Here is a 24,971-nt window from a genome sequence, read left to right as displayed (position 1 = left end):
CGCGTCCTGGAGGATTCGAACCTCCGACCGCCTGGTTCGTAGCCAGGTACTCTATCCAGCTGAGCTAAGGACGCGCAATTTTCGACATCGACTTTCGTCAACATCAGGGCATTACCCTTTAATAAGTGGCGCGTCCTGGAGGATTCGAACCTCCGACCGCCTGGTTCGTAGCCAGGTACTCTATCCAGCTGAGCTAAGGACGCGCAGATCTTCTTGCTAAGAAGTTGTGAAGTAAATCACATTCATTTCTTACGAAACAAAAAAAAGGCCATCGGGCCAGTCAATGAATGGCGGTGAAGGAGGGATTCGAACCCTCGATACGGGATAAACCGTATACTCCCTTAGCAGGGGAGCGCCTTCAGCCTCTCGGCCACCTCACCGTTTTCATTGTTATATCTCAAAAGAGATATGGCGCGTCCTGGAGGATTCGAACCTCCGACCGCCTGGTTCGTAGCCAGGTACTCTATCCAGCTGAGCTAAGGACGCACTTTTTGTTGATAAATCAACGTTGCAAGAATGGCGGTGAAGGAGGGATTCGAACCCTCGATACGGGATAAACCGTATACTCCCTTAGCAGGGGAGCGCCTTCAGCCTCTCGGCCACCTCACCGTCTTGCGGAGGCACATATTACGTTTTACCGAAAATATGTCAAACACTTTCTTTGAAAAAATCTACGAAACTGGCTTAACCGTTGCTGATTTAATCAAAGTGACTATTAAACGAACTTTATCACTCTATTATGATGAAAAAAAGAGAGTCTTCTCTGAAAAAAAGACATTTATTTTCAAATAACTTTCTGAAGTTCGAATCAACATTATTGATGAATTCACAGCCATACTCAACACAATAGTTTCTGCAAATTTTCAAAAACAGTAAAAACTAAAAAGGCCAACCCTTCGGTTAGCCTTTTTCATTCAAACTAAGCTCTGTAAACAGGAGCGACTTAGTAGTTACCTGAAGCAACGTTGCCATTGCCTTTTTCAGCTTGAATGCGCATGTAGATTTCTTCACGGTGAACTGAAACCTCTTTCGGAGCGTTAACGCCGATACGCACTTGGTTACCTTTAACACCTAGTACAGTTACAGTCACTTCATCACCAATCATCAGTGTTTCGCCTACGCGGCGAGTCAAAATTAGCATTCTTTGCTCCTTGAGTAATCTCTAAATTTTCTTGCTACAAAGCTATTATCCAACAAAAGTTATATTTTCGTAAACTACCTTGTTAGCGAAAATCAGCCTAAAAAGGCATGTTTTTGTTGAATGTTTAATGCTTCACTAGACGTAATGTAAGCATCATGCAGAATGTTTGCTGCTGTATCCACACATTCGGGTGCTAAAACTAGCATCATAGTGAGTGCATTCGTTGCGCTGAAATTGATCTCAATATCTCGCTTTGCCAACAAATCGCATGCGTGCTCTACCATTCCATTGGCCTCAAGCCCCACTGCGGTCAACAGGCTTACCACTTCACTATTACGGATTTTGTCGCTGAACACCAGATCGAACTTGGCACATGCATCTTGTTTTATCATGATGCCTGCCCGTTCTGTTTCCTCGATCACATTCCAAATGTCGATACCCAACATCTGACATTGTTTTGTAGCACTAGATAAATGTTCTTTATCGACTTCGATTATGGCAAGGTCACGTTGAATGGCTATACCAGAGACGGCTTGATTGCCTAACTCCCCCTTTACCAGACTGCCTTCATTAACATCAAATGTCGAAAGCACGCGCAGTGGCACATTATTCTTCCATGCAAATTGCACTGAAGGTAAATGTAATACTTTCGCGCCTCGGCTTGCCATCGCTTCCATGGAAGGAAAATCGATAACCGCCAATTTTCGCGCGTTTTTCACTACACGTGGGTCACAAGTATAAATACCATCAACGTCGGTAAAGATTTGACACTCATCAGCGCGCAATGCGCCTGCCAGTGCCACAGCGCTCGTATCTGAGCCACCTCGACCTAATGTGGTGATATCCCCGTTCTCATTCACACCTTGAAAGCCTGCAACAATCACGATTTGGTCTTGCTCAAGCAATCCCAGAATTGTCTTAGTATCAATGTGTTTAATCGTTGCGTCATTGTGTTGATTATCCGTCACAATATTCGCCTGTGCTCCGGTAAGCGAGCGTGCAGCATGACCCAATTTATTGAGTGTCATTGCTAACAGTGCCATTGACACTTGCTCACCAGCAGAGAGCAAAACATCAAGTTCTCGAGCTGTAGGCACGCTATCTATCTGTTTAGCGAGGTCCATCAGTCTGTTTGTTTCGCCTGACATTGCAGACACGACAACAACAACTTGATTGCCATCATTTTTCGCCTTAATGATGTGTTCAGCAACTTGGTGGATTCTTTCAATTGAACCCACGGAGGTTCCGCCAAACTTTTGCACGATAAGGGGCTTTTTCACCAGTCTTCACCTTCCCAAGACCGAAGTCTCTTTAGAACTGCTTACATCGTCAGTATTTCCTTTTAGAAAAATTATATAAGCAGTAGTTACAACAAAAACCAAATAGCCTAAATGACTCGGTTAACTTTTGGTCAATTAAACCACTTGGCTGCTAAAAAAAATTACGCTCAATCAAAGAAACTTGATTGAGCGTAATTTTAGTAGTTAAAAGCTTATAAGCGCTCTTCTAACCAAGGCTGAACTGTTTTAATTGCCTCTGGTAGTGCGGCTACATCAGTACCACCAGCTTGAGCCATGTCAGGACGACCACCGCCCTTACCACCGACTTGCTCAGCAATCATCTTAACTAGATCACCAGCTTTTACTTTACCAGTTAGATCTTTAGTCACACCAGCAATCAGGCCAACCTTGTCACCTGTTACGTTGGCAAGCAGTACGACACCAGACCCCATTTGGTTCTTGATGTCATCAACCATAGTACGTAGGTTCTTGCTGTCAGCACCTTCAAGAGCTGCGACTAGAACTTTTGTACCATTGACTTCAACCGCTTTGCCCATGATGTTAGCGCTTTCTGCTGCCGCCATCTTATCTTTTAGCTTCTGCACTTCTTTCTCTAGCGCTTTTGCTTTCTGTGCAGATTCTGCCAGTTTCTCTTCATACTTCGCGTTTTGAGCTTCAATCGCGTCTAATGCAGCCTCGCCTGTTACCGCCTCAATACGTCGAATACCTGCAGCAATGCCGCTTTCTGAAGTGATTTTGAATAGGCCAATATCACCTGTGCTTGATGCGTGAATACCACCGCAAAGCTCTGTCGAGAAGTCACCCATAGACAGTACGCGTACTTCGTCATCGTACTTCTCGCCGAATAGAGCCATTGCGCCTTTCTTCTTAGCTGACTCAATGTCCATCACGTTGGTTTCAATCGTGTGGTTGCGACGAATTTGCGCGTTAACTAGACGCTCAACTTCTTTCAGTTCTGCTGCAGTTACGGCTTCTAGATGCGAGAAGTCGAAACGTAGGTTGTCTGCCTTCACCAATGAGCCTTTCTGCGTTACGTGCTCACCTAAAACTTGGCGTAGTGCTGCGTGTAGCAAGTGCGTTGCTGAGTGGTTTAGAGAGATAGCTGCGCGACGCTCTGCGTCAACAATAGTTGCTACTTCATCACCTTTCGCTAGAACGCCTTCTGCCATTACACCGTGGTGCGCGATTGCGTTACCTAGTTTTTGAGTGTCCTCAACGTGGAATACACCAGACTCAGTACGGATTTCACCAGCGTCACCACACTGACCGCCTGACTCTGCGTAGAATGGCGTTTCACCAAGTACGATGATTGCTTTGTCGCCCGCAGATAGTGAATCTACTTCGTTGCCTTCAACGAACATCGCAGCTACAGAGCTAGAGCCTTTAGTAGCTGTGTAACCACAGAATTCTGTTTGCGTATCAACTTTGATTGCTGCGTTGTAGTCAGTACCAAAGTTACCCGCTTCACGCGCACGTTGACGCTGCTCTTCCATCGCTTTCTCGAAACCTTCTTCGTCGATTGCGAATTCACGCTCACGTGCTACGTCGTTAGTTAAGTCAGCTGGGAAGCCGTAAGTATCGTAAAGTTTAAATACGGTTTCGCCGTCCAGTACTTTACCGTCTAGGTTATCTAGTGCTTCGTTTAGAATAGCCATACCGCGCTCAAGTGTACGACCAAAGTTTTCTTCTTCGATACGCAGTACTTTTTCAACCACAGCTTGTTGACGCTTCAGCTCTTCACCAGCCGTACCCATGATGTCAGCTAGAACGCCAACCAACTTGTGGAAGAATGCACCTTGTGCGCCCAGCTTGTTACCGTGACGAACTGCACGACGGATGATACGGCGTAATACGTAACCACGACCTTCGTTTGAAGGCATAACGCCATCCACGATCAGGAATGAACATGAACGGATGTGGTCAGCGATAACGCGTAGTGATTGGTTTGATAGGTCTTCGTAACCGATCACTTCTGCTGCTGCTTTGATAAGAGCTTGGAACACATCGATTTCGTAGTTTGAGTGAACGCCCTGCATGATTGCAGAGATACGCTCGATACCCATACCAGTATCTACCGATGGTTTTGGTAGCGGTTCCATAGTGCCGTCTGCGTGACGGTTGAACTGCATGAATACGTTGTTCCAGATCTCGATGAAACGGTCACCATCTTCTTCAGGCGTGCCAGGACGGCCACCCCAGATGTGCTCACCGTGATCGTAGAAGATTTCAGTACATGGACCACAAGGGCCAGTGTCGCCCATTTGCCAGAAGTTATCAGACTCATACGGCTTGCCGCCTTCTTTATCACCAATGCGAACAATACGATCAGCGGGCACGCCAACTTTCTTGTTCCAGATGTCAAACGCTTCGTCATCGGTTTCGTAAACAGTTACCAATAAACGATCCGCTGGCAGTTTAAGAACTTCGGTTAGGAATTCCCAAGCAAAGGAGATCGCATCTTCTTTGAAGTAATCGCCAAAGCTGAAGTTGCCTAACATTTCAAAGAATGTGTGGTGACGAGCAGTGAAGCCAACATTTTCTAGGTCGTTATGTTTACCACCTGCACGTACGCAACGCTGAGCCGTAGTCGCTCGAGTGTAGGCTCGTTTTTCTAAGCCTAAGAAACAATCTTTAAATTGGTTCATACCTGCGTTTGTGAACAGCAGGGTTGGGTCGTTATGTGGAACTAACGATGAACTTTCTACGATTTGGTGTCCTTTGCTCTCAAAGAACTTGAGGAACGCGTTACGAACCTCATCAGTGCTCATGTACATGCAGCTCTTCCTGAAAATAGTCGAGTTAGAATTTTGCCGTATTGTAGATCATGCAAACAGCTGAGACTAGTTTTCTTGAGGAAAAGAGGGAGTAGGAGAAAAAATTTGAAGCAAAACAAAAATCAGTGCGGACGACTGACCGTTAATCTTCGTCCTCAAAGTTCAGCGCGTAGCTGATTTGGTCAAAACTGTAGCCACGATATTGCAGAAATCGCACCTGTTTAGCGTACTCTTTCTGGTCTTTGGCTTTAATACCTTTGAATTTCTTTTCTGCCGCCTGTTTAGCCAGTTCAAACCAATCTTGCGGCTCTTCAGCCATAGCTTGCTCAATCACCGATTCCGCAACACGCTTCTGGTTTAACTCTTGACGAATTCGACGCTCTCCATGTCCTTTGTATACATGCTGTCTAATTTGACTCTTCGCGTAACGTAAATCATCTAGATAATTATGGTCTAGGCAAAAATTAATTGCGATGTCGATGTCTGATTCTTCATAGCCCTTCATCGATAATTTTTGGTAAAGCTCATACTGACCATGATCGCGACGGCTAAGCAATTGGATAGCTGCCTCTTTGCTCGATAATGTTGGCGCCTGGCGTTTTTGGTACATGATGATCCTAAAAGTATTTTTGCTGTACAGGCTCTCAATGGCCTTTGTGATAATTCGATTTTTGATTTCAATAGATACAACAAAGCCCCGCATTGCAGGGCTTTGTCATTTATTAATCTATGAGAGATTAAAACTCTTCAGCTTGCTCTGGCGCTTCACCAGCTTCAGGCGCTTCCGCAAGTGCTGGCGCTAGCAACATTTCACGCAGTTTTGTATCGATAGTTTTAGCCACTTCAGGGTGCTCACGCAGGTAGTTACACGCATTCGCTTTACCTTGACCAATCTTATCGCCATTGTAGCTATACCAAGCACCGGCTTTTTCAACTAACTTGTGCTTCACACCTAGATCGACAAGTTCACCTTCGCGGTTAAAGCCTTGGCCGTACATGATTTGTGTGTTTGCTTCTTTAAATGGTGCTGCAATCTTATTCTTAACAACTTTGATGCGCGTTTCGTTACCTACGACTTCGTCACCTTCTTTGATTGCGCCAGTACGACGGATATCTAGACGAACAGAAGCGTAGAACTTAAGTGCGTTACCACCTGTTGTTGTTTCTGGGTTACCAAACATCACACCAATCTTCATACGGATTTGGTTGATGAAGATACACATACAGTTAGACTGCTTTAGGTTACCCGTTAGCTTACGCATTGCTTGAGAAAGCATACGTGCTTGCAGACCCATGTGGCTATCGCCCATTTCGCCTTCGATTTCTGCTTTCGGTGTTAGCGCTGCAACAGAGTCGACAACCATAACATCGATAGCACCAGAACGTGCAAGTGCGTCACAGATCTCTAGCGCTTGCTCACCTGTGTCTGGCTGAGAAACTAGCAATGCATCGATATCTACGCCAAGTTTCTTCGCGTATACAGGATCTAGAGCGTGCTCTGCATCGATAAACGCACACGTTTTGCCTTCACGTTGCGCAGCAGCAATAAGCTCAAGCGTTAATGTTGTTTTACCTGAAGATTCTGGGCCGTAGATTTCTACGATACGACCCATTGGTAGACCACCAGCACCCAAAGCGATATCAAGAGAAAGAGAACCCGTTGAGATGGTTTCTACGTCCATTGCGCGGTTATCACCAAGGCGCATGATAGAGCCTTTACCGAATTGCTTTTCAATTTGACCTAGCGCAGCGGCGAGCGCTTTCTGTTTGTTCTCGTCCATTACTTTCTCCGATTTATTCATCTTCTTTGGGCGACGAATAGTAATTCATTTTTCTTAAGCAGAAGAACTGCTCAGCAATGAAAGTTATTATACTGTTGATTCATACAGTGTCCATACCTGTATGAAAAAAATTTGGCTGACCTAAAGTCGTGATTTGCTCTAGCCCTTATCAATGCTGGGCTAAAACAATTTAAGAAATTCTAGAGTAGATGTTGATACAATTGAGTCAGCGCATGCTCGACCGCTTTTTTGCGAACTTCTGCACGGTCACCAGTAAAATGCATGGTTTCGACTTGCTGCCAACTTTGGTTATCAGCAAAAGCAAAGCAGACCATGCCGACTGGTTTCTCTTCACTGCCACCACCCGGCCCTGCAATACCACTGATGGACACACCGATGGTCGCATTGGAGTTTTTAATTGCACCCTGTACCATTTCAATCACAACTGGCTCACTCACTGCACCATGCGCTTCTAACGTTGAAGCTTGCACACCAAGCATCTCCATTTTCGCTTCATTACTGTAGGTGACAAACGCACGGTCAAGCCACGCTGAACTACCAGCAATGTCAGTAATGGCGGTTGCAACACCACCACCTGTGCATGATTCTGCGGTCGTTAAAAGATGCCCGTGTTTAGCCAATAATGCGCCTAAATCGGCACTCAATTTTGTTGTTTTTTCCATAGCCAAAATGCCCTTTGTCTCTTTTTACTTGATAGGGATTCACGTATCCTAAGCCGCTACGGAAATAAACAAAAGAACTTACCTGTGAAAGCTGAACAAAAACACACTCCGATGATGCAGCAATACCTCAAGCTAAAAGCTGAGAACCCAGAGATTTTGCTGTTCTACCGCATGGGCGATTTCTACGAACTCTTTTACGATGATGCCAAGCGAGCTTCTCAGCTTCTTGATATTTCATTGACCAAACGTGGTGCGTCTGCAGGTGAACCTATCCCAATGGCGGGTGTGCCATTTCACGCCGTAGAGGGCTACCTGGCAAAACTTGTTCAGCTTGGTGAGTCTGTGGCGATCTGTGAACAGATTGGCGATCCGGCCACCAGCAAGGGCCCGGTAGAACGTAAAGTTGTGCGTATCGTGACACCAGGTACTGTGACGGATGAAGCGCTGCTTTCTGAGCGTGTCGATAACTTAATCGCAGCAATTTACCATCACAACGGTAAGTTCGGTTATGCGACGCTGGATGTCACCTCTGGTCGCTTCCAACTGACAGAACCAGAAACTGAAGAAGCGATGACAGCCGAGCTTCAACGCACTGCACCACGTGAGCTACTGTTCCCAGAAGATTTTGAACCTGTACATTTAATGGCGAGCCGCAATGGTAACCGTCGTCGCCCAGTCTGGGAGTTTGAGCTTGATACGGCTAAGCAACAACTCAATCAACAATTTGGCACAAAAGATCTGGTTGGTTTTGGTGTAGAACATGCGTCCTTAGGGCTGTGTGCTGCTGGTTGTTTGATCCAGTACGTAAAAGATACTCAACGTACGGCTTTACCTCATATTCGCTCTTTAACGTTTGATCATCAGGATCAATCCGTCATCCTTGATGCTGCTACCCGACGTAATCTGGAAATTACTCAAAATCTAGCAGGCGGAACCGATAACACGCTCGCTGCAGTACTCGACCATTGTGCAACTCCGATGGGCAGCCGAATGCTGAAGCGTTGGTTGCATCAGCCTATGCGTTGCATTGAAACGTTAAACAATCGCCTTGATGCGATTGGTGAGATTAAAGAACAAGCTCTGTTTGCCGATCTTCAACCAACGTTAAAGCAAATTGGTGATATTGAACGTATCTTAGCGCGCCTTGCATTACGCTCTGCTCGCCCTCGCGATATGGCTAGACTTCGCAATGCCATGCAACAGCTACCAGAGCTAGAATCTGTCACCGCTTCTTTGACCCATCCGTACCTAACGAAATTGGCGAAGTATGCAGCTCCGATTGACGAAGTATGTGACCTGTTAGAACGCGCGATTAAAGAAAATCCGCCGGTTGTTATTCGTGATGGTGGCGTCATCGCTGAAGGCTACAATGCGGAGCTCGATGAATGGCGAAAATTGGCAGACGGTGCAACAGAATATCTTGAGCAGCTTGAGCGAGATGAGCGTGAACGACACGGTATCGATACGCTTAAAGTAGGCTATAACAACGTTCATGGCTTCTTTATCCAAGTGAGCCGTGGCCAGAGCCATTTGGTTCCACCGCATTATGTACGTCGCCAAACACTCAAAAACGCTGAACGCTACATCATCCCAGAGCTTAAGGAACACGAAGACAAAGTACTTAACTCGAAGTCTAAAGCGTTAGCACTTGAGAAACAGTTGTGGGAAGAACTGTTTGATCTATTGATGCCAAACCTTGAGAAGCTGCAAAACCTAGCTTCTGCTCTGTCTCAGCTAGATGTATTACAAAACCTAGCAGAGCGTGCAGATTCGTTAGATTACTGCCGCCCAACGCTTGTGAAAGACGCAGGAATTCACATTCAAGCTGGCCGTCATCCAGTCGTAGAACAAGTAACAACAGAGCCGTTCATCGCGAACCCAATTGAGCTTAACCCAGCCCGTAAGATGTTGATCATCACCGGTCCAAACATGGGTGGTAAATCAACCTACATGCGTCAAACTGCGCTGATTGCATTGATGGCACATATCGGCTCTTATGTACCGGCAGAATCCGCACAGATTGGTTCTTTAGATCGTATATTTACTCGTATTGGTGCATCAGATGATCTTGCATCTGGCCGCTCGACCTTCATGGTAGAAATGACCGAAACAGCCAATATTCTTCACAACGCAACTAAGAACAGTTTGGTGCTAATGGATGAAATCGGACGCGGTACTAGTACTTACGACGGTCTGTCTTTAGCTTGGGCAAGTGCGGAATGGCTCGCAACACAAATTGGTGCGATGACCCTATTTGCAACTCACTACTTCGAATTAACAGAGTTACCGAACCAACTGCCAAGCTTAGCGAACGTTCACTTGGATGCCGTAGAACATGGAGACAGCATTGCCTTTATGCACGCAGTTCAAGAAGGTGCGGCAAGTAAGTCTTACGGCTTGGCTGTTGCGGGCTTAGCTGGCGTACCAAAAACGGTCATCAAAAATGCGCGTAACAAGCTATCTCAGCTAGAGCAACTGGGGCAAAACAGTGACACACCGCGTCCAAGTGCAGTAGATGTGGCTAACCAGTTGAGCCTGATTCCAGAGCCTAGCGAGGTCGAACAAGCTCTGTCAGGTATTGATCCTGACGACTTAACGCCACGCCAAGCTCTTGAAGAGCTGTATCGCTTGAAAAGGATGCTGTAAATAGACTCACACCAAGGAGCAAAAAAGAAAAAAGGCTATGGGGAACCATAGCCTTTTGCGTATCTAGTGGAATACGGATTATTTAATCGTCTTCTACGTTAAACAAGTTTTCCATATTCAAACCTTGTTTGATTAGGACTTCACGAAGACGACGTAAACCTTCCACTTGTATTTGACGTACTCGCTCACGTGTCAGACCAATCTCTCGACCAACTTCTTCCAGCGTCGAAGGCTCGTAGCCTAGTAGGCCGAAGCGACGTGCAAGCACTTCTTTCTGTTTCGGATTCAACTCTTCTAACCAATGAATCAACGATGATTTGATGTCGTCATCTTGAGTCGAAACTTCTGGATCAGAGTTGTTTGCATCAGGAATAATATCCAGCAGCGCTTTCTCACCGTCACCACCGATTGGCGTGTCGACAGAGCTAATACGCTCATTAAGGCGTAACATTTTGCTTACGTCTTCGACTGGAATATCTAATTGAGCAGCAATTTCTTCTGCGGTCGGTTCGTGATCGAGCTTTTGAGAAAGTTCACGCGCAGTACGCAGATAAATGTTCAGCTCTTTCACTACGTGGATAGGTAGACGGATCGTGCGAGTTTGGTTCATCAACGCTCGCTCTATCGTTTGTCGGATCCACCACGTTGCGTAAGTAGAGAAACGGAAACCACGTTCTGGGTCGAATTTTTCGACCGCTCGGATCAAGCCGAGGTTACCTTCTTCAATCAGATCGAGTAGTGCTAGACCACGGTTACTGTATCGACGAGAAATCTTAACAACCAAACGTAGGTTACTTTCGATCATACGTTTGCGTGCCGCTTCGTCGCCACGTAGGGCGCGTCTTGCGTAAAGCACTTCTTCTTCGGCAGTAAGTAAAGGTGAGAAGCCAATTTCGCCCAAATACAACTGAGTTGCATCTAAGCTTTTACTGCTCGCGTCAAATTCTTCACGCGCAGTCGCTTTGCTTTCTGTGGATGATGATCTTTCGAGTTCGTTATCAATGGTCTTCACTGACGCATTGTCAAATGCAAACTCTTCAACTTTGGTTACTGTGTTGCTGATACTCATAACGCCTCCCCCTGGCGAGTTAGCAAGACATGACAACTCAATATGTCGCTAAATGATGTCGCAAGTTGTTTTTCAAAGTTTTAAGGCAAATAGCGTTTTGGATTCACTGATTTACCTTGATAGCGAATTTCAAAGTGTAGTTTGACCGACTTTGCACCTGAACTACCCATGGTGGCGATTTTTTGTCCGCTTTTTACGCTTTGTCCTTCTGTGACCAGCAGTTTGTCATTATGTGCGTATGCGCTTAAATAATTGTCGTTATGCTTTACTATAATTAAGTTGCCATAACCTCGTAGCGCATTGCCTGAATAAACGACTGTGCCGGCTGCGGTTGAAACGATAGGTTGACCACGCTGTCCTGCGATGTCGATACCTTTATTTCCCTGTTCTCCCGCCGAAAAGTTCTTGATTACTCTCCCTTTTGTTGGCCACAACCACTTTGAGACTTTATCACTCTTTGCTGTGGTAGTTGGCGATTTTTGCTTCACTTTTTGGTTATCTTTTGAACCAACATACTCCTTTGTTTTCGATTGTTCAACCTTCTTTGGAGGCTGTTTTTGTACGACTTTAGGCTTAGTCTCTGTAGGTTTTTGACTAGAGTTTTTACTCGAAGGTTTAGGTTTAGAGGCTGTTGATGTTTTCGTCACTGGAGCTGGGGGGGTCGGAACAACAGGAGCCACAACGGGTTCAACTTTTTGACCATATTTAGGGGCGACATATTTCGGAGCCCAAAGTTTTAGCCTCTGTCCTGGGTAGATAGTGTAAGGCTGAGTTAACTCATTGTAACGAACAAGATCATTTACATCTTTATCTGTGACATAAGCTATGAAGTAAAGCGTATCGCCTTTTTTTACCTCATAATAACTCCCTCTGTAACTCCCTCTTTCAAGGCTTGAATAGTCTTTTTTTAGGCTAGAGACAGGTGCAGGGGAATGCGCTGCACAACCAACTAGTCCTGCAGCAAACACAAAGCTAATACCAATATGACGTAGTAACTTATTCACCTATCCCTAACCCTTAAGCTAAATCACCCGCAACCAGAGGTACGAACCGAACCATTTCTACAACGGTAGAGAGATATTCGTCTCCCTTACGCTCTATTTTTAATAACTGTTGCTCCGTATCTCCAACAGGAATGACCATTTTGCCGCCATCTCTTAATTGTGAGAGAAGAGCTTGGGGAATCACTTCAGCGGCAGCGGTAACAATGATAGCATCGAAAGGACCTCGCGCTTCCCAGCCCTGCCACCCATCAGCATGCTTAGTTGAAACATTGTAGATATCCAATTGCTTCAGGCGACGCTTTGCTTCCCATTGCAACGATTTAATTCGCTCAACGGAGTATACATGATCAACAATTTGCGCCAGTACCGCGGTTTGATAACCCGATCCCGTTCCGATTTCCAGAACACGACTCGCCGGCTCTAGCTCAAGCAACTCGGTCATACGAGCAACGATATAAGGCTGAGAAATAGTTTGTCCCTGACCAATTGGTAACGCATTGTTATCATAGGCTTGGTGCATCATCGCTTGAGAAACAAAGCTTTCTCGTGGCAAGCGTTGGATAGCATCCAGAACTCTTTGGTCTTTGATGCCACTGGAGATAAGAAACGCTATCAACCTGTCAGCATGTGGGTTACTCATTACTTCTCTTCCTTTAACCAACTATCCATAGCACGCAGCGACTCGTGAGCGGTGAGATCAACTTGCAGAGGCGTCATTGAAACTCGGCCATGCTCAATTGCATAAAAGTCCGTGCCCTCTCCTGCATCTTGCTCCTTTCCTGGTGGCCCTAACCAATAAATGTCATGGCCTCTCGGATCTTTCTGCTTGATCATATTCTCTGCGTGATGACGTGCACCTAAACGCGTAACTTCAATTTCACCTAAATTCTCTGATGGTAAGTCAGGCACGTTTACGTTCAGTAGGCGATTCGTTGGAATCGGCGACGCTAAATGCTGTTGTACAATTTGACGTGCAATTTTAGCGGCGGATTCGAAATGTCGCTTACCCACTAGTGAAAAAGCCACCGACTGAACGCCAAGGAAATGACCTTCCATGGCGGCTGCTACTGTTCCAGAATAAAGAACATCATCACCCAAATTAGCGCCATGGTTGATTCCTGACAGAACAAGATCAGGCAAATCATCTTTCATTAGCTCATTCAGCGCGAAATGCACACAATCCGTGGGCGTGCCTTGCACTGAGTAGATATTTGGGGCAATTTCAGTCACGCGTAATGGTTGTTCTAATGTGAGTGAATTCGAAGCACCTGAACGATTTCGATCAGGTGCGACAATGGTCACTTCGGCGATATCTCTCAACTCATCAGCGAGGGCATGAATCCCTTGTGCATGAACACCATCATCATTGCTGATTAAGACTCTTAAGGGCTTCGGGTTTCGTGAATCCTGTTCCATTAGTATTCTCTTTCTACTTCAACCTCATTAACTAACTCACGAACAATAGAGGTCGCAAAAGATCCCGCATCCAGTGAGAAAGTCAGCGTAATGTTGTTACCTTCAACCGTCCAAGCTAAATCTTTTGGCTTCAGCGCAATATCGCGACGATCGTGGCGCATGCGATTACCACGAATCAGCGCCATGAGGTAAGGCTCTTCGTCTAAAAACGGTTGCTCTAATGCCAGAGCCTCGGCTTGAGTAGGCAGTGCATTATCGCCAGCAAGCGCAGCGGTAATTGCCGCTTCACCTTGTGCAAATTGTACTTGCAAATCAGTGATGTTGTTTGCATCAATCAACTGAGTGCCAGAATTCGTCCGTGCAATGTCACCATCAATGAACTTATCAAACACACCATTCTCTAGACGAGCTGAAACGATGCGGTTGAAAATCCACGAACGAGCCGCTGATAAATACATGCTTCGCTTGTTTTGATTGCGGGTACGAACGTTTTCGCGTCCCCATCGACGTGCTTCTTCAAGGTTGTTGCCATCGTTACCAAAACGCTGACTACCAAAGTAGTTTGGCACGCCAACTTGTTTCACTTTTTCAAGACGTTGCTCTACATCCGCTATATCTGTCACTTCAGACAAAGTAACCACGAACTCGTTCCCTACTAGGTCACCAGGACGCAGTTTTTTATTGTGACGATCTGTTGCAAGGATTTCGATACTTGGGTATTGAGCCAAAAACGCTGAAAAATCTGGCGTTTCACCTTTTGGTAAATGGACACTTAACCACTGTTCCGTCACCGCATGACGGTCTTTAAGACCCGCCCAGCTAACGTCTTTCGACTTAACACCACAGGCTTTTGCTAACTCGTTAGCAACGAAGCTGGTGTTCTCGCCCGTTTTACGGATACGAACCATTAAGTGCTCGCCTTCGCCCGTAAAGGCAAAACCTAAATCTTCGCGAACCTGAAAATGCTCTGGCTGCGCTTTAATTTTTGCCGATGCAACTGGCTTACCCGTTAGGTAAGCCAATGAAGATAAAATGTCTGACATGATGTGTTTCCGCTGATATCACAGCTTAGAGGAGCAAATTGCTAGTTATTGCTTAAACAGAAGTACAACGGCTTCCGTTGCAATGCCTTCTTTGCGTCCAGTAAAACCGAGACGTTCTGTCGTCGTCGCTTTTACGTTAATGTTACTAATGTCGGTTTCTAGGTCTTCGGCTATCGCCGCACACATTGCGTCAATGTGTGGTGCCATTTTAGGCGCTTGTGCCATGATGGTTACATCAGCATTGCCAAGACGGTAGCCTTGCTCTTTAACTCGACGGTAAACGTCTTTCAGTAATTCACGACTGTTTGCGCCTTTCCATTTATCATCCGTATCTGGGAAATGACGACCAATATCGCCGGCAGCAATCGCGCCCAGCAGAGCATCCGTTAACGCATGCAACGCTACATCGCCATCTGAGTGAGCAATCAAACCTTGCTCATAAGGGATTGCTACACCACCAATAATGACTGGGCCTTCACCACCGAATTTATGTACATCGAAACCATGACCAATTCGAATCATTTTCTATCCTTTCTTTATTCGCCGCGCTCACGGCTTAGATAAAACTCGGCTAACGCAAGATCTTCTGGCTGAGTGATTTTTATATTGTTCGCATTCCCTTGAACTAAGGCTGGCTTCTCGCCTAACCATTCCAAAGCCGAGGCTTCATCGGTAATGGTTACACCCTGTTCTAATGCGTCAGCCAGTGCTTGAGTAAGCTGCTGAGTTTTAAACATTTGTGGAGTAAGTGCATGCCACAATGCTTCTCTATCTACCGTATGATCGATATCTTGTACTGCGTTTGCTCGCTTCATTGTATCTCTCACAGGAGATGCGAGAATGCCACCCGTTGAGTGGGCGCAGCAAACATCAATCAAACGGTCAATGTCGGATGTTAATACACATGGCCTCGCAGCGTCGTGGACTAATACCCACTCGCTTTCCAGATGCTCATTGACATAGTTTAGCCCTGATAACACAGAGTCTGCTCTTTCTTTACCACCAGCTACACGAATCACATCTGGGTGCTTAGCAATGGACAATTCTGGGTAATATGGGTCGCCGTCAGTAATGGCAACGACAACCTTAGAAATATTTGGGTGGGAAAGCAGTTTCTCTACGGTATGTTCCAGTACCGCTTTACCTTCGATCAATAAATATTGCTTAGGGCGATCTGCCTTCATTCTGCTACCCACACCCGCAGCTGGCACAATTGCGATATGCGATGAGTTCATATCCAACATTTTAATGGTTTTCCTCACCTATAATGCGGTAAAAAGTCTCGCCATCTTTAACTAAACCGAGCTCATGACGCGCACGTTCTTCAATCGCATCAAGACCTTGCCTTAAGTCATCAATCTCAGCGAACATTTCATTGTTGCGAGCTTGTAGCTTGCTGTTCACTTGTTGCTGAACTTCAATTTCATCTTTTACTGTGTAGTAGTCAGACACTCCGTTTTTACCAAACCATAGAGTGTATTGAAGCAAGCCAAACAGTAGCGTAAGGGCTATAACAAAGATTCGCATATCGCTGCTAACATTCTGTACCGGAAGGAATTAGATAAGGTGACATATATAGCATAAATGCGAGGTTGCCTCTAGGGGAGAAAGGGAGACTCACACGCTCCTTACAAGAAATAAGCAGCAAAATGAAACAAGCTCATAGGAAGCGCTCCTTACCCATGACCAAAGTAAGAGCCAAAAATACAAACCTATAAATACAAAAAACCGCCGTAGCGATGGTTTCAAAAAGCTATTTAGCGAAACTTTACTCAATAAGAATTAAGCTTGATCTTTAACTTCTTTGAGACCGCTTACTTGAAACATGGAGGAGTGCGCTTCCGTTATATAAAAAAACACCCCGCCAAGGCAGGGTGTTTTGAAAGCTTTAAGTTAAGCTGCTAATTCAGTGAAGAATTAAGCTTGACCTTTAACTTCTTTAAGACCGTTGAAAGGAGCGCGCTCACCTAGAGCTTCCTCGATACGGATTAGCTGGTTGTACTTAGCAACACGGTCAGAACGGCTCATAGAACCAGTTTTGATTTGACCTGCTGCTGTACCTACCGCTAGGTCAGCGATAGTTGCATCTTCAGTTTCGCCAGAACGGTGAGAGATTACTGCTGTGTAACCTGCGTCTTTAGCCATCTTGATTGCAGCTAGAGTCTCAGTTAGAGAACCGATTTGGTTGAACTTGATAAGGATAGAGTTAGCTACGCCTTTCTCGATACCTTCAGCAAGGATCTTAGTGTTAGTAACGAATAGATCGTCACCTACTAGTTGAAGCTTGTCACCTAGTAGTTCAGTTTGGTGCTTGAAGCCATCCCAGTCAGACTCGTCTAGACCGTCTTCGATAGAAACGATTGGGAATTGGTTAGCTAGCTCAGCTAGGTAGTGGTTGAACTCTTCAGAAGTGAAAGTTTTACCTTCGCCTTTCATGTTGTAGATGCCAGCTTCTTTGTCGAAGAACTCAGATGCAGCACAGTCCATAGCTAGAGTAACGTCTTTACCTAGTTCGTAACCAGCAGCTGCAACAGCTTCTGCGATAACTTCTAGAGCTTCAGCGTTAGATTTAAGGTTAGGAGCGAAACCACCTTCATCACCAACTGCAGTGCTGTAGCCTTTAGACTTAAGAACTTTAGCTAGGTTGTGGAATACTTCTGCACCGATACGTAGACCTTCTTTAAGAGTCTTAGCGCCAACTGGTTGGATCATGAACTCTTGGATGTCAACGTTGTTGTCTGCGTGCTCGCCACCGTTGATGATGTTCATCATTGGTAGAGGCATAGAGAACTGACCTGCAGTGCCGTTTAGCTCAGCGATGTGCTCGTATAGAGGCATGCCTTTCGCAGCAGCAGCAGCTTTAGCGTTTGCTAGAGAAACAGCTAGGATAGCGTTAGCACCGAATTTAGATTTGTTTTCAGTGCCGTCTAGTTCGATCATTACTGCGTCGATTGCAGCTTGGTCTTTAGCGTCTTTGCCAACTAGAGCTTCAGCGATTGGGCCGTTTACAGCTTCAACTGCTTTAAGAACACCTTTACCTAGGAAACGTGCTTTGTCACCGTCACGTAGCTCAAGAGCTTCGCGAGAACCAGTAGATGCGCCAGATGGAGCTGCCGCCATACCTACGAAACCGCCTTCTAGGTGTACTTCAGCTTCTACAGTTGGGTTACCACGTGAGTCGATGATTTCACGACCTAGAACTTTAACGATCTTAGACATTAATGTTTCCTCTCGTTTCAAATATAAATGTCAATCTTAAAGGGCAGCAGCACAACCTTCGCCGCCGCCCGTATCCTTTTACTTCTCGAATTCGCCGCGTGCGTTTTGGCCCGCAGCCTTAACAAAACCTGCAAACAATGGATGTCCATCGCGAGGAGTCGAGGTGAATTCTGGGTGGAACTGAGCCGCTACAAACCATGGGTGAGCTGGGTTCTCAATCATTTCCACTAACTTCTTGTCCGCAGATAGACCTGATACTTTTAGGCCTGCTTTTTCGATTTGCGGACGAAGCACGTTATTCACTTCGTAACGGTGACGGTGACGTTCATGGATCGTCGCGCTACCGTACAGTTCACGAGCTTTAGTCCCTTTCTCTAGGTGACACAACTGTGAACCAAGACGCATCGTACCGCCTAGGTCAGACTTTTCAGTACGCTCTTCTACGCTACCTGATTCGTCTACCCACTCTGTGATCAAACCTACCACAGGGTACTTAGTCTCTTTGTTAAATTCTGTTGAATGTGCACCTTCCATACCCGCAACGTTACGCGCGTATTCGATTAGTGCAACTTGCATACCCAAACAAATACCTAGGTAAGGCACGTTATTTTCACGTGCATATTGAGCCGCACGGATCTTGCCTTCAATACCACGATCGCCGAAGCCACCTGGTACTAGGATCGCGTCCAAACCTTCTAGAAGTTCAACGCCTTTTGTTTCGATATCTTGTGAGTCTACATACTTAATTGTGACGCTTAGACGGTTTTTCAAGCCAGCGTGTTTAAGCGCTTCGTTCACAGATTTGTATGCATCTGGTAATTCAATGTATTTACCAACCATACCGATGGTTACTTCACCAGTAGGATTTGCTTCTTCGTAAATAACCTGTTCCCACTCAGAAAGGTCAGCTTCAGGAGCTGTGATGCCAAAGCGAGCACACACAAGGTCATCTAGACCTTGAGATTTAATCAACTGAGGGATCTTGTAGATAGAGTCTACATCCTTCATTGAAATTACTGCTTTTTCTGGAACATTACAGAACAGTGCGATTTTTTTACGCTCATTCGCAGGAATAACGCGATCGCTACGGCAAACTAGGATATCTGGCTGAATACCGATAGATAGAAGTTCTTTTACAGAGTGTTGCGTCGGCTTAGTTTTCACTTCGCCCGCTGCCGCTAGGTAAGGAACAAGTGTTAGGTGCATGAACATTGCGCGCTCACGGCCTAGCTCAACAGCTAGCTGACGAATCGCTTCCATAAATGGTAGTGATTCGATATCACCAACAGTACCGCCAACTTCAACGATAGCCACATCATGGCCTTCAGAACCTGCAATAACGCGATCTTTGATTGCGTTAGTGATATGAGGGATAACTTGAATAGTTGCGCCTAGGTAGTCACCACGACGTTCTTTACGAAGTACGTCGGCATAAACACGACCTGCAGTGAAGTTGTTACGCTTGGTCATTTTGGTACGGATGAAACGCTCGTAGTGACCAAGGTCAAGGTCAGTCTCTGCGCCATCTTCTGTAACGAACACTTCACCGTGCTGAGTAGGGCTCATTGTGCCCGGGTCAACGTTGATGTAAGGGTCAAGCTTCATCATAGTCACTTTAAGACCACGAGCTTCTAGAATAGCCGCAAGAGATGCTGCTGCAATACCTTTACCTAGAGAGGATACAACCCCGCCAGTAACAAAAATGTAATTTGTCGTCATGTTTAACCTGAAATTGGTTGAATGAGGGAAATGGAGTGCTTCTGGACGGGAGATAAATATACCAGAAGCTCCTTACCGCCACAACGTGAAATCTATCACACCGTAATTTTTTATTTTTTGCTTCAAATCAAAGTGAGCAAAGACAAACCAAAGTCCGTTTTCGTGTAACCAAACAAGCTGACCTTATATTATGTATTCTGCCAGTTTACCTCTGCCTCGATTCTTCTTGTTTTACTTCATCCCAAAAATGGTCAAGTTCTGATAAAGAACAATCTGTAAGTACTTTGCCTGACTGCTGGACCTTACCTTCAACTTGTTTAAAACGTCGCGCAAACTTTACGTTTGCTTTTCCTAGCGCGACTTCTGGGTTTTTATCAAGGTGGCGAGCCAAATTGACAGTCGCAAATAGCAAATCACCGAGCTCCAACTCAACTTTCTCTTCATCGGGCTGAACTTGCAGTGCCTCTTCCATGACTTCGTCAATTTCTTCTCGTACTTTATCGACAACCGGGCCAAGTGAATCCCAATCAAACCCAAGTTTTGCACATTTTTTCTGAATTTTTGTAGCACGAGAAAGTGCCGGTAAAGAGTTTGGTATTGAGTCTAGGATACTTTCTTCCGCTTTGCCTACTAGGGCTTTTTCTTTTGCTTTTTCCGCTTCCCAGTTCGCGTTAATTTCCTCGTCAGATTCAAACTCAACATCTGAAAAAACATGCGGGTGGCGACGAGTCAGTTTTTCGTTCACGGTTTCAACGACATCCGAAAAGTCAAACAGCTCTTGCTCTTTCGCTAGCTGACTGTAAAAAATCACCTGAAACAACAAATCCCCTAGCTCTTCTTTTAGATTGGGCCAATCTCGATTTTGAATCGCGTCCACCACTTCGTAGGTTTCTTCTATAGTATGCGGAACGATGGTGTCAAAGGTTTGTTTTAAGTCCCAAGGGCAACCGTTTTCTGGGTCACGCAGCTTCGCCATGATTTGTTCTAACTGTTCAATTGGATGACTCATTTTTTGTTCCTTTAAACCTTTCTATTAAAGAAAAAGGTGAGCAGCCAAAACCACTCACCTTCTACATTATATTTTCTCAGCAGCTTTCACTAAGTAATTGTTACTTTGACAAGGCAACAAATTTTCGCGACTCCTGAGCATAGCCTACTATGTGATGCCCTTGAGCCGGCACGTCGGAATAAGTGCAGCTAACGCAGATAAAAAGCCAAATATGACGCAAGTGTAACTCTGTAAATAGTTGAAGTTGTAGCTAGGCGACAAACAAACGAGACTCCATCACATGGTTCACCATGTGATGGAGCGAGTGCGTGCAGTCAACAACGCTACAACGATAACTATGACGAGAGTTTTAGCCGAGGCGTTTCACCGTCATGACATCCTTGATCTGTTCCACACGCTTCGAAACCCGCGAAAGCACCTCAATATTGGTGACTTCTAGGTCAAAGTCCATGATGGCAAGTTGACGTCTGTAGTCGACTCGGTTCTTCATACTGGTCACTTTGATCTTTTCGTTGGCGAACAGTGTCGTAATGTCTTTGAGTAGACCACCTCGCTCCATCGCTTCAACACGCACGGTGAGGATGTATGACCCCACAAAGCCGCTGCCCCAGACTGTATCGATGATGCGCTCTGGCGCATGATGGCGCAGTTCTTCTAGCTGTTCACAGTCACTACGGTGTACTGAAATCCCACGACCTTGCGTTATGTAACCAGAGATATCGTCACCTGGAATTGGCTGACAGCAACGTGCTAGATGTGTCATTAGGTTATCGACGCCTTCTACTACAACTGCGTCTTTTTTCGGTCGGCTTTGCGCGGGTGATTTATGCTCAGCTTCTTGCAGTTTTTCCAGTGCTTGCTGATCTTCTTCCTCTGCCGTTGGCTTGTTAACTAACGCGTTGATATGGTTAATTATTTGGTTGATACGCAAATCACCGCTACCTACCCCAACATACAATTCATCTGGTGTTTTGACGTTAAACCGCTTGAGGGCGTAATGCTCTGCATCTTTTAACGTTGCGCCAATTTTGGCTAACTCATGCTCAAGGATTTCACGACCTGCTTCAAGGTTCTTCTCACGGCTTTGTTTTCGGAACCAGGCGTTAATTTTGGCACGCGCACGACCAGAATGAACGAAGCCTAATGATGGGTTTAACCAGTCACGTGATGGGTTAGGTTCTTTCTGAGTGATAATCTCGACTTGGTCACCCATATGTAATTTATGCGTGAATGGCACAATACGACCTCCGACTTTGGCACCGATACAACGGTGTCCCACTTCGGAGTGAATGTGATAGGCAAAATCTAGCGGCGTTGCCCCCATTGGCAAATCGACAACATCACCACGTGGTGTAAAGGCATAAACACGGTCATCAAAGACTTGGCTACGCAGCTCATCGAGCATTTCGCCAGAGTCAGACATTTCTTCTTGCCAATCCAGTAGCTTACGCAGCCACGTGATCTTCTCATCATAACCGCTTCGGCTGCTTGCCCCTTCTTTATATTTCCAGTGCGCTGCAACACCCAGTTCCGACTCTTCATGCATTTGCTTGGTACGAATCTGGATCTCGATGGTTTTGCCTTCTGGCCCTAGAATTACTGTATGGATCGATTGATAACCGTTTGGTTTAGGGTTAGCAACGTAGTCATCAAACTCGCTCGGTAGATGCTTGTATTTGGTGTGAACTACGCCTAAAGCCGCGTAACAATCTTGCAGTTTGTCTGCGATGATACGCACTGCTCGCACATCAAACAGCTCATCAAAGGCCAAACTCTTTTTCTGCATTTTTCGCCAAATGCTGTAGATGTGCTTAGGTCGACCACTCACTTCGGCATTGATGCCCGACACTTCCATTTCGTGCGTGAGGTCTTCAACAAAGTCTTTGATGTACTGTTCACGAACGATGCGTCGCTCAGAAAGCTGCTTGGCAATTTGTTTGTAAGTTTCCGGCTGTTGGTAGCGGAAAGCGTAATCTTCAATTTCCCATTTCAGCTGACCGATGCCTAATCGGTTTGCTAGCGGCGCATAGATGTTGGCACACTCTTTTGCCGCCGCACGTCGAACTTCATCAGGCGCTTTTTTAACTTCAATAAGGTTACAAATTCGCTCCGCAAGCTTGATAACCACGCAGCGGAAGTCATCCACCATGGCAAGCAGCATGCGGCGTACGTTATCTACCTGAGATGACGCTGCACTGCCTTCCATGTTGACGTTGAGTTGGCCAATAGCAGCCATTTCTTCAACGCCGTCGATTAATTTTATGATTTCTTTGCTGTATTTCTCTTCCAGAATTTCTCTGTTAAAAGCACCACTTGAAACCAAAGGAAACAGTTGAGCAGCCACTAAAGTGGCTTGATCCATAGACAAGGTGATCAAAATTTCGATCATTTCTCGTCCACGCCACAACAACAGCTCCGCTTGCTCGTTATCAGCCAATACCGTCTGGCAATCTCGATATACTTCGATTAAGCGTGAGGCTGTGTTTTTCTCTTGTCCTAGGCTAGCCACCCAGTTTTCGAGTTCAAACTGTTCATCTTGGTTTAAATGCGCGCTTCTTACCGCAACCATCTCATCATCCTAATTATTATATTCGTGTGGTTTGACTAACACCGTCCAGGTTAGTTCTTTTTACCGCGCGTACACGCTGGCTTTATGACCACCCACCACAAATAAGGGGTCAAAGTCCTAAAGTTAGGACTTTTCAAACAATGCCATCGATTCTAGATGACTGGTATGAGGGAACATATCCAGCATACCTAATTTCGTTAATTTATAGCCTTGCTCTATCAAGCTTTGACTATCCCTAGCAAGGGTAGCAGGATTACAAGAAACATAAACTACACGCTGTGCGCCAAGCTCAGAAACTTGATCGATGATCCCACTCGCTCCCGCGCGTGCTGGGTCTAATAATACTTTATCAAACCGCTCTGCGGCCCAGGCTTGGCCTTCAAAATCTTGCTCAAGGTTAGCGTGATAAAATTGCGCGTTATTGATTTGGTTCAAAGATGCATTGTTTGTGGCTTTTTCTACCATCTCTGCAACACCCTCTACTCCAACCACGTACTTAGCTAATTTCGCAACTGGTAAACTAAAGTTGCCTAAGCCACAGAACAAATCTAACACTCGGTCACTCTTTTGTGGGTCTAACCACTCAACCGCTTGTTTGACCATTTGTTGGTTTACACCTTGGTTTACTTGAATAAAGTTATTTGGTGCAAAAGGGATTTTCACTCCAACTTCTTGATAAAAAGGCATATCGCCTTCGATAAGGTCTAATTGTTCTGTCGATGGCATTAAGTACAACGATGCGCCATGACGTTTTGCCAACTCCGTTAGAGATTGAGCTTCACTCGTTGTCAGAGCGCTCAAGTGGCGCAGCGTAATACACGGCCCATTATCACCAAGTACCAGCTCTACATGACCCAATTGTTCAGGCTTTTTGAACGCTTTTAGCGCTGAGTAAATCTCTGGCAGCAAAACATTCAGTTCCGGTGCCAGCACTGGGCAATCGGTCACTTGCGCAATTTGCTTACTCTGCTTTTTACGGAAACCAAAATGTAGCTGACGTGTTTTTTTATCAACAAACAAGCTCACTCTCGCACGGCGACGGTAGGCCTGCGAATATCCCAATAACGGGGCATCTAGTTCAATGTCACTGCCTGAAAATTTTCGCATTAGCTGACGCAACGTTTGCTGTTTGTACGTCAATTGTTGGTCATAATCTAGATGCTGCAAATCACAGCCACCGCACTCATGATAATGTGGGCAAAATGGCTCCACACGAGCTTCACTCGGCTTAAGGATTTTAATCAACTTACCGCGAGCGTATTTGCTCTTTTCTTCCACCAATTGAGTGACCACCTCCTCACCCGGCAGTGCTCCATCAATAAACAATGGCTTCTTTTTGAGGTAAGCAATGCCTGCGCCGTGGTGATCTAAACGCTCTACTTGCACTGCTTGGTGCCGAGTATTGAGTTGGGTTTTCTTTTTCGGTTGAAAGATGCGTGCCATGCTCTATGCCTGATTTATGTGTAATTGCTCTTCGGCTTCACTATTCTTGATTGCAGCCGTTGTGTGATTCGAGTGACTTGATTATGCTTACCGTTTATTCGGTGACGTCACTTCTTTGCTCAAGGCTTTATCGTGCGCTTGAGAAATAATGCGT

20 protein-coding genes and 5 tRNA genes are annotated in these 24,971 nt (G+C 45.6%); 1 reads left to right on the top strand and 24 read right to left on the bottom strand.

What is annotated here, in order from left to right:
* The 11 genes from R7P69_RS20875 to pncC all read right to left on the bottom strand — a co-directional run bounded on the left by R7P69_RS20875 (nucleotide 1) and on the right by pncC (nucleotide 7,680).
* Nucleotides 1-74: transfer RNA gene (locus R7P69_RS20875), tRNA-Arg, on the bottom strand.
* 52 nt (nucleotides 75-126) lie between these two features.
* Nucleotides 127-203: transfer RNA gene (locus R7P69_RS20870), tRNA-Arg, on the bottom strand.
* Between the two features lie 85 nt (nucleotides 204-288).
* Nucleotides 289-380 (bottom strand) — tRNA-Ser (locus R7P69_RS20865).
* A 29-nt stretch (nucleotides 381-409) separates the two neighbouring features.
* Nucleotides 410-486: transfer RNA gene (locus tag R7P69_RS20860), tRNA-Arg, on the bottom strand.
* Nucleotides 487-517: 31 nt separating this feature from the next.
* Nucleotides 518-609: transfer RNA gene (locus R7P69_RS20855), tRNA-Ser, on the bottom strand.
* 334 nt (nucleotides 610-943) lie between these two features.
* A complete protein-coding gene (csrA, locus tag R7P69_RS20850) occupies nucleotides 944-1,141 on the bottom strand; it encodes a carbon storage regulator CsrA (protein WP_004415691.1) in 198 nt (65 codons plus the stop codon).
* A 92-nt stretch (nucleotides 1,142-1,233) separates the two neighbouring features.
* On the bottom strand, nucleotides 1,234-2,421 hold the full coding sequence (locus R7P69_RS20845; protein WP_005383803.1) for an aspartate kinase: 1,188 nt from the start codon (nucleotides 2,419-2,421) through the stop codon (nucleotides 1,234-1,236).
* A gap of 212 nt (nucleotides 2,422-2,633) precedes the next feature.
* Entirely contained in the window at nucleotides 2,634-5,216 is a 2,583-nt protein-coding gene (gene alaS, locus R7P69_RS20840) for an alanine--tRNA ligase (protein WP_005383801.1), read from the bottom strand.
* A 142-nt stretch (nucleotides 5,217-5,358) separates the two neighbouring features.
* Nucleotides 5,359-5,826, bottom strand: coding sequence for a recombination regulator RecX (recX, locus tag R7P69_RS20835; protein ID WP_005383799.1), 468 nt, complete (start codon nucleotides 5,824-5,826; stop codon nucleotides 5,359-5,361).
* Between the two features lie 127 nt (nucleotides 5,827-5,953).
* Nucleotides 5,954-6,997, bottom strand: coding sequence for a recombinase RecA (gene recA / locus R7P69_RS20830; protein ID WP_005380874.1), 1,044 nt, complete (start codon nucleotides 6,995-6,997; stop codon nucleotides 5,954-5,956).
* Between the two features lie 200 nt (nucleotides 6,998-7,197).
* Entirely contained in the window at nucleotides 7,198-7,680 is a 483-nt protein-coding gene (pncC, locus tag R7P69_RS20825) for a nicotinamide-nucleotide amidase (RefSeq protein ID WP_017633544.1), read from the bottom strand.
* Between the two features lie 84 nt (nucleotides 7,681-7,764).
* On the opposite strand from pncC, the gene mutS reads away from it, so the two are divergent.
* Nucleotides 7,765-10,326 carry a DNA mismatch repair protein MutS gene (gene mutS, locus R7P69_RS20820; protein WP_064354301.1) on the top strand — a complete coding sequence of 854 codons (2,562 nt, stop codon included), beginning with the start codon at nucleotides 7,765-7,767 and terminating at the stop codon, nucleotides 10,324-10,326.
* A gap of 82 nt (nucleotides 10,327-10,408) precedes the next feature.
* Here mutS and rpoS read toward each other — a convergent pair whose 3' ends face one another.
* The 13 genes from rpoS to rlmD form a co-directional block, all read right to left on the bottom strand.
* Nucleotides 10,409-11,395, bottom strand: coding sequence for an RNA polymerase sigma factor RpoS (gene rpoS / locus R7P69_RS20815; RefSeq protein WP_005380887.1), 987 nt, complete (start codon nucleotides 11,393-11,395; stop codon nucleotides 10,409-10,411).
* An 80-nt stretch (nucleotides 11,396-11,475) separates the two neighbouring features.
* Nucleotides 11,476-12,399 (bottom strand): peptidoglycan DD-metalloendopeptidase family protein, encoded by a 924-nt coding sequence (locus R7P69_RS20810; RefSeq protein ID WP_238952118.1) that lies wholly within the window; start codon nucleotides 12,397-12,399, stop codon nucleotides 11,476-11,478.
* 13 nt (nucleotides 12,400-12,412) lie between these two features.
* A complete protein-coding gene (locus R7P69_RS20805; RefSeq protein ID WP_005380892.1) occupies nucleotides 12,413-13,039 on the bottom strand; it encodes a protein-L-isoaspartate(D-aspartate) O-methyltransferase in 627 nt (208 codons plus the stop codon).
* Entirely contained in the window at nucleotides 13,039-13,815 is a 777-nt protein-coding gene (gene surE, locus R7P69_RS20800) for a 5'/3'-nucleotidase SurE (RefSeq protein ID WP_005380894.1), read from the bottom strand. The genes R7P69_RS20805 and surE overlap by 1 nt, the downstream gene beginning before the upstream one ends.
* Nucleotides 13,815-14,858 carry a tRNA pseudouridine(13) synthase TruD gene (gene truD / locus R7P69_RS20795; protein ID WP_085570057.1) on the bottom strand — a complete coding sequence of 348 codons (1,044 nt, stop codon included), beginning with the start codon at nucleotides 14,856-14,858 and terminating at the stop codon, nucleotides 13,815-13,817. The genes surE and truD overlap by 1 nt, the downstream gene beginning before the upstream one ends.
* 45 nt (nucleotides 14,859-14,903) lie before the next feature.
* A complete protein-coding gene (gene ispF, locus R7P69_RS20790; protein WP_005380896.1) occupies nucleotides 14,904-15,380 on the bottom strand; it encodes a 2-C-methyl-D-erythritol 2,4-cyclodiphosphate synthase in 477 nt (158 codons plus the stop codon).
* Nucleotides 15,381-15,394: 14 nt separating this feature from the next.
* Nucleotides 15,395-16,102 (bottom strand): 2-C-methyl-D-erythritol 4-phosphate cytidylyltransferase, encoded by a 708-nt coding sequence (gene ispD, locus R7P69_RS20785; RefSeq protein ID WP_017821625.1) that lies wholly within the window; start codon nucleotides 16,100-16,102, stop codon nucleotides 15,395-15,397.
* A 1-nt stretch (nucleotide 16,103) separates the two neighbouring features.
* Complete coding sequence (gene ftsB, locus R7P69_RS20780) at nucleotides 16,104-16,385, bottom strand: cell division protein FtsB (protein ID WP_005380907.1); 282 nt, start codon at nucleotides 16,383-16,385, stop codon at nucleotides 16,104-16,106.
* A gap of 390 nt (nucleotides 16,386-16,775) precedes the next feature.
* Nucleotides 16,776-18,077: a phosphopyruvate hydratase gene (gene eno / locus R7P69_RS20775; protein WP_005383785.1), complete on the bottom strand. Its 1,302-nt coding sequence runs from the start codon at nucleotides 18,075-18,077 to the stop codon at nucleotides 16,776-16,778.
* Nucleotides 18,078-18,155: 78 nt separating this feature from the next.
* Nucleotides 18,156-19,796, bottom strand: a complete 1,641-nt coding sequence (locus tag R7P69_RS20770) for a CTP synthase (RefSeq protein ID WP_021034029.1) — start codon at nucleotides 19,794-19,796, stop codon at nucleotides 18,156-18,158.
* A gap of 205 nt (nucleotides 19,797-20,001) precedes the next feature.
* Nucleotides 20,002-20,805, bottom strand: coding sequence for a nucleoside triphosphate pyrophosphohydrolase (gene mazG / locus R7P69_RS20765; protein WP_042521267.1), 804 nt, complete (start codon nucleotides 20,803-20,805; stop codon nucleotides 20,002-20,004).
* A gap of 349 nt (nucleotides 20,806-21,154) precedes the next feature.
* The gene (relA, locus tag R7P69_RS20760; protein WP_005380915.1) at nucleotides 21,155-23,374 is read right to left on the bottom strand and encodes a GTP diphosphokinase; all 2,220 of its coding nucleotides are present in this window, start codon (nucleotides 23,372-23,374) and stop codon (nucleotides 21,155-21,157) included.
* A 123-nt stretch (nucleotides 23,375-23,497) separates the two neighbouring features.
* Entirely contained in the window at nucleotides 23,498-24,817 is a 1,320-nt protein-coding gene (gene rlmD, locus R7P69_RS20755) for a 23S rRNA (uracil(1939)-C(5))-methyltransferase RlmD (protein WP_085570058.1), read from the bottom strand.
* Nucleotides 24,818-24,971 lie beyond the last annotated feature (154 nt).

Source organism: Vibrio sp. 661, from assembly GCF_033339315.1.
Lineage (GTDB): Bacteria > Pseudomonadota > Gammaproteobacteria > Enterobacterales > Vibrionaceae > Vibrio > Vibrio alginolyticus.
The sequence above is the reverse complement of the archived record's forward strand: the minus strand, read 5'-3'. Positions and strand labels throughout refer to the sequence as shown.

Coding starts and splice junctions, on each gene's coding strand:
- pncC (WP_017633544.1), bottom strand. CDS start 7,680: ATGGAAAAAACAACAAAATTGAGTGCCGATTTAGGCGCATTATTGGCT.
- csrA (WP_004415691.1), bottom strand. CDS start 1,141: ATGCTAATTTTGACTCGCCGCGTAGGCGAAACACTGATGATTGGTGAT.
- recA (WP_005380874.1), bottom strand. CDS start 6,997: ATGGACGAGAACAAACAGAAAGCGCTCGCCGCTGCGCTAGGTCAAATT.
- R7P69_RS20805 (WP_005380892.1), bottom strand. CDS start 13,039: ATGAGTAACCCACATGCTGACAGGTTGATAGCGTTTCTTATCTCCAGT.
- mazG (WP_042521267.1), bottom strand. CDS start 20,805: ATGAGTCATCCAATTGAACAGTTAGAACAAATCATGGCGAAGCTGCGT.
- ftsB (WP_005380907.1), bottom strand. CDS start 16,385: ATGCGAATCTTTGTTATAGCCCTTACGCTACTGTTTGGCTTGCTTCAA.
- surE (WP_005380894.1), bottom strand. CDS start 13,815: ATGGAACAGGATTCACGAAACCCGAAGCCCTTAAGAGTCTTAATCAGC.
- truD (WP_085570057.1), bottom strand. CDS start 14,858: ATGTCAGACATTTTATCTTCATTGGCTTACCTAACGGGTAAGCCAGTT.
- ispD (WP_017821625.1), bottom strand. CDS start 16,102: ATGTTGGATATGAACTCATCGCATATCGCAATTGTGCCAGCTGCGGGT.
- rpoS (WP_005380887.1), bottom strand. CDS start 11,395: ATGAGTATCAGCAACACAGTAACCAAAGTTGAAGAGTTTGCATTTGAC.
- recX (WP_005383799.1), bottom strand. CDS start 5,826: ATGTACCAAAAACGCCAGGCGCCAACATTATCGAGCAAAGAGGCAGCT.
- ispF (WP_005380896.1), bottom strand. CDS start 15,380: ATGATTCGAATTGGTCATGGTTTCGATGTACATAAATTCGGTGGTGAA.
- R7P69_RS20770 (WP_021034029.1), bottom strand. CDS start 19,796: ATGACGACAAATTACATTTTTGTTACTGGCGGGGTTGTATCCTCTCTA.
- eno (WP_005383785.1), bottom strand. CDS start 18,077: ATGTCTAAGATCGTTAAAGTTCTAGGTCGTGAAATCATCGACTCACGT.
- rlmD (WP_085570058.1), bottom strand. CDS start 24,817: ATGGCACGCATCTTTCAACCGAAAAAGAAAACCCAACTCAATACTCGG.
- alaS (WP_005383801.1), bottom strand. CDS start 5,216: ATGTACATGAGCACTGATGAGGTTCGTAACGCGTTCCTCAAGTTCTTT.
- relA (WP_005380915.1), bottom strand. CDS start 23,374: ATGGTTGCGGTAAGAAGCGCGCATTTAAACCAAGATGAACAGTTTGAA.